Annotated in this window: 2 protein-coding genes; both read left to right on the forward strand. The window is 73.0% G+C overall.

What is annotated here, in order from left to right:
- The coding region (locus ACZ7H1_RS37210) for a type I polyketide synthase (RefSeq protein ID WP_470792914.1) at positions 1-2,731 on the forward strand (2,731 nt) is incomplete at its 5' end.
- Between the two features lie 122 nt (positions 2,732-2,853).
- Positions 2,854-4,785, forward strand: a 1,932-nt coding sequence (locus ACZ7H1_RS37215; protein ID WP_470792915.1) for a type I polyketide synthase, incomplete at its 3' end; no start/stop codon positions are given.

Consider the following 4,785-nt stretch of genomic DNA (forward strand, 5'->3'; position numbering starts at 1 on the left):
CACCGCATTCCTCGAACTCGCCCTCCAAGCCGCCCACCACACCAACTGCACCACCATCGAAGAACTCACCCTCCAAACACCCCTGACCCTCCCCGAGCGCCATGGAGTGCGCATTCAGATCAGCCTCGGGGCCGCTGATGAGTCCGGTCGGCGCGAGCTGAACCTGTACTCGCGGCTCCAGGACGCCGCAGACGACGAGCCGTGGACCCGGCACGCGACCGGCACGCTCGCCCCCGCCGGCGCCTCGCAGCCCGGCACCCGGCCCGCGTTCGACCTGACCGCCTGGCCGCCCGCAGGCGCCGAGCCGGTCCTGATCGAGGACGCGTACGAACGGCTGGCCGGTCTCGGCGTCGAGTACGGTCCCGCCTTCCAGGGGCTGCGGGCCGCCTGGCGGCGCGGTGACGAGGTGTTCGCCGAGGTCGCACTGCCCGAGGAGACCGCCTCGGACGCCACCGCGTACGGGATCCACCCGGCGCTGCTGGACGCGGCACTCCAGCCGCTGGGCCTGGGCACCCTCCCGGCCGGATCCGAGCATGGACCGGCACAGGTCCGGCGCCCGTTCGCCTGGAACGACGTGCGCCTGCATGCTCACGGTCCTGACGCGCTGCGCGTACGACTCGCTCCGGCCGGTGAGGACTCCGTGTCCGTCACCGTGGCGGACGTGACGGGTCAGCCGGTGGCCGATGTCGGCTCCCTGGCCCTGCGGGAGGTCGGTACGGAGCAGCTCGCGGGGACGCGGGAAGGAGGCGGCGACTCGCTGTTCCGGGTGGAATGGGTGCCGGTCACGCCGGCTCCGGCGGCGGCGCCGACCGGACGGTGGGCGCTCCTGGGCGGCGGTGACAGCCGTCACCGGAACCTGGACGTGTACGAGGACCTCGGCGCCCTGCAGGCCGGGGGCGCACCTACCGCAGCTGCCTCGTCTCCCTCATCTGTCTCATCCGCTCCGGAGCTCGTCTTCGTCCGCTTCCCGAAGCCCGCTGACGGCACCGCGCCGGAAGCGCACCTCCCCGACGCGGTACGCGCTGCCGCTCGCCGGGCCCTGGAGCTCGTACAGGCGTGGCTGGCCGACGAGCGGTTCACCGACTCCCGGCTGGTGATCCTTGCCGGGCAGGACCTCGCCGGTGCTCCGGTGTGGGGCCTGGTCAGGTCGGCGCAGGTCGAGAACCCCGGCCGGTTCGTCCTCGTGGAGACCACGGAGACGGAGGACTGCGCGCAGGGCGGTGCCGAGCCCGACTGGGACGCGCTGGCGGCCGCCGTGTCAACGGACGAACCGCAGTTGCGGCTGCACGGCACCGAGATCAGCGCGCCGCGACTGGCCCGTGCCGCCCGGCCCGCCACCCCGGGCACGGCGTTCGATCCCGACGGAACCGTTCTCCTGACGGGCGCCTCCGGCGGGCTGGCGCGGCTGCTCGCCCGCCACCTGGTGGCCGAGCGCGGGGCCCGCCACCTGTTGCTCACGAGTCGCCGGGGCGCCGCGGCCGAGGGCATGCCCGAGCTGGTGGCCGAGCTGACCGGGCTCGGTGCGGCCGTCGAGGTGGCCGCGTGCGACGTCACCGACCGGGCCTCGCTGGCCGAGCTGCTGGCCGCCGTCCCGGCGGACCGTCCGCTCACCGCCGTGGTGCACACGGCGGCCGTACTGGACGACGGGGTGGTCGAGGCGCTGACACCGGAACGGATCGACCGCGTCCTGCGGCCGAAGGTCGACGGTGCGCTGAACCTGCACGCGCTCACCGAGCACCTGGACCTGTCCGCGTTCGTGCTCTTCTCCTCGCTCTCCGGCACCCTCGGGGGTGCGGGGCTCGCGAGCTACTCCGCGGCCAACGCCTTCCTCGACGCCCTGGCCCGCCACCGCCACGACCGCGGCCTGCCCGCAGTGTCGCTGGCCTGGGGCCTGTGGGAGCAGCGCAGCGGCATGGCGGGCCGGCTGAGCGACGTGGACCTGGCGCGGATGTCCCGCGTCGGTGCGGTCCCGATGACGTCGGACGAGGGCCTGGCCCTCTTCGATGCCGCCACGGCTCTGGGCGAGGCCGTGGCCGTGCCGGCCCGCCTCGACCTGGCGGAGCTGCGCTCCCAGGCGGCGGCCGGGGTCATGCCGGCCCTGTTCCGCGGCGTGGTGCGCGTACCGGCCGTCCGGCGTACGGCGGCCGCCTCCGCTTCCAGTGCCCACGGTGGGCCGGGCGCTTCCGGGCCCGCCGACCGGCTGGCGGGGCTGTCCCGGGCCGATCAGGAGCGGGTGCTGCTGGACCTGGTGCGCGAGCAGGTCACCGAGGTGCTCGGGCACGCCTCGCCGGGGGAGGTCCGGGCGAACCGGGCCTTCAAGGACCTCGGCTTCGACTCGCTGACCTCCGTCGAACTGCGCAACCGGCTCCGGACGGCCACCGGTCTGCGGCTGACCGCGACCCTGGTCTTCGACTACCCGACCCCGGCCGCGCTCGCGCAGCGGCTGCTGGACGAACTGGTGCCCGACGTGCAGGAGGCCGGGCAGCCCCTCCTGGCGGAGCTGGACCGGCTGGAAGCCGCGTTCATCGCGTCCGCCCCCGACGACGACGTCCGGGTCAAGGTCGCAGCACGCCTGCAGGCCCTGCTCTGGAAGTGGGATGACGCCCACGGCGGGCGCAGCGCCCCCGGTGCCGGGGGTGACGCCGAAGGGCGGGCGGTAGACGAGGAGTTCGACCCCGTCAGCGACGACGAGATGTTCGACCTCATCGACAAGGAGCTCGGACAGTTCTGACCTCCCGGCCGTCGTGCGCGCCCCCCTTCCAGCCGCGCGCACGACCCCGTCGCCCGCCCTGCCCGCTTCGCATCCGCTCCGCTCCCCCCCCATGACCACTGGCTTTTCTAGGACGTGACTCGATGTCAAAGCCCACACGCACTTCCGACAGCCCGCAGAACCTGACCGAGGACAAGCTCCGCGACTACCTGAAGCGCGTCGTCAACGATCTGCGCCAGACCCGCCGCCAGCTCAACGAGGCAGAGGCAAAGGACCACGAGCCCATTGCCATCGTCGGCATGAGCTGCCGTTTCCCCGGCGACGTCCACGCGCCGGAGGACCTGTGGCGGCTGGTCGCCGAGGGGCGCGACGTCATCTCCGCCTTCCCCGACAACCGCGGCTGGGACGTGGAGGCGCTGTACGACCCGGACCCGGACCGCTCCGGCACCTCGTACGTCCGCGAGGGCGGGTTCCTGCACGATGCGGCCGACTTCGACCCGGCGTTCTTCGGGATCTCACCGCGTGAGGCCCTCGCGATGGACCCGCAGCAGCGCCTGCTGCTGGAGACCTCCTGGGAGGCCTTCGAACGCGCCGGCATCAACCCCCAGTCGCTGCGCGGCAGCAAGACGGGCGTGTTCGTCGGCAGCAACTACCAGGACTACGCGACCCGGCTGCCCGAGGTTCCGGCCGAGGTCGAAGGGCACCTGGGCATCGGCAACACCCCCAGCGTGGTGTCCGGACGCGTGGCGTACACCCTGGGCCTGGAGGGCCCGGCAGTCACGATCGACACGGCCTGCTCGTCCTCGCTGGTCGCCCTCCATCTGGCCTGCCACGCACTGCGGCAGGGCGACTGCACGATGGCTCTGGCGGGTGGCATCTCCGTCATGTCCTCCCCCGCCTCCTTCGTCGAGTTCAGCCGGCAGCGCGGGCTCTCGCCGGACGCCCGGGTGAAGGCGTTCGCGTCGGGCGCGGACGGTACGGCCCTGTCCGAGGGCATCGGCCTGCTGCTGGTGGAGCGGCTGTCGGACGCGCGCCGGAACGGCCACCGCGTACTGGCCGTGGTCCGCGGCAGCGCGATCAACCAGGACGGGGCGAGCAACGGTCTCACGGCGCCCAACGGTCCCTCGCAGGAGCGGGTGATCCGCCAGGCTCTGACCGATGCCCGCCTGACGGCTGATCAGGTGGACGTGGTGGAGGCGCACGGCACCGGCACGAAACTGGGCGACCCGATCGAGGCACAGGCACTGCTGGCCACGTACGGCCAGGACCGGCCTGCCGACCGGCCGCTGTGGCTCGGCTCGGTGAAGTCCAACATCGGCCACACCCAGGCCGCCGCCGGTGCCGCCTCGATCATCAAGATGGTTCTTGCCCTGCACAACGACGTGCTGCCGCGCACGCTGCACGTGGACGAGCCGTCTTCCCGGATCGACTGGGAGTCCGGTGCGGTCTCGCTGCTGACGGACGAGGTGCCGTGGCCGGCGCTGGACCGGCCGCGCCGCGTCGGCATCTCTTCGTTCGGGATCAGCGGCACCAACGCCCATGCCGTGTTGGAAGAGGCTCCGCCGTTCGAGGAATTCGAGCAGCCGCAGGCCCCGTCGACGGATCCGCACGACGCGACGGGTACCCCGGGCGCCGCGGCGGGTGTGGTGCCGTGGGTGGTGTCCGCGCGGAGCGCGGAGGCCCTGCGGGCACAGGCCCGACAGCTGGTGGCGTACGCCGAGGGGCTGCCGGATCTGGACGTCGCCGGGGTTGCGCACGCGCTGGCCACGACCCGGGCCGCGTTCGAACACCGGGCGGTGGTCCTGGGCGGCAGCCGTCGCGAACTCCTGAAGGCACTCGGTGCCGTCGCCCAGGGCGAGCCTTCGGCTCAGGTCGTCCAGGGCATTGCCGGGGACGAGGTGGGCAAGACGGTCTTCGTCTTCCCCGGGCAGGGCACCCAATGGGCCGGCATGGGCGCCGACCTCCTCGACACCTCACCCCCCTTCGCCGCATCCATCGAACAGTGCGAACAGGCCCTCGCCCCTTACGTGGACTGGTCGCTCACCGAAGTCCTGCGCTCACGAGCCGAACTCGAC

This window comes from Streptomyces sp. NPDC037401 (assembly GCF_055602345.1).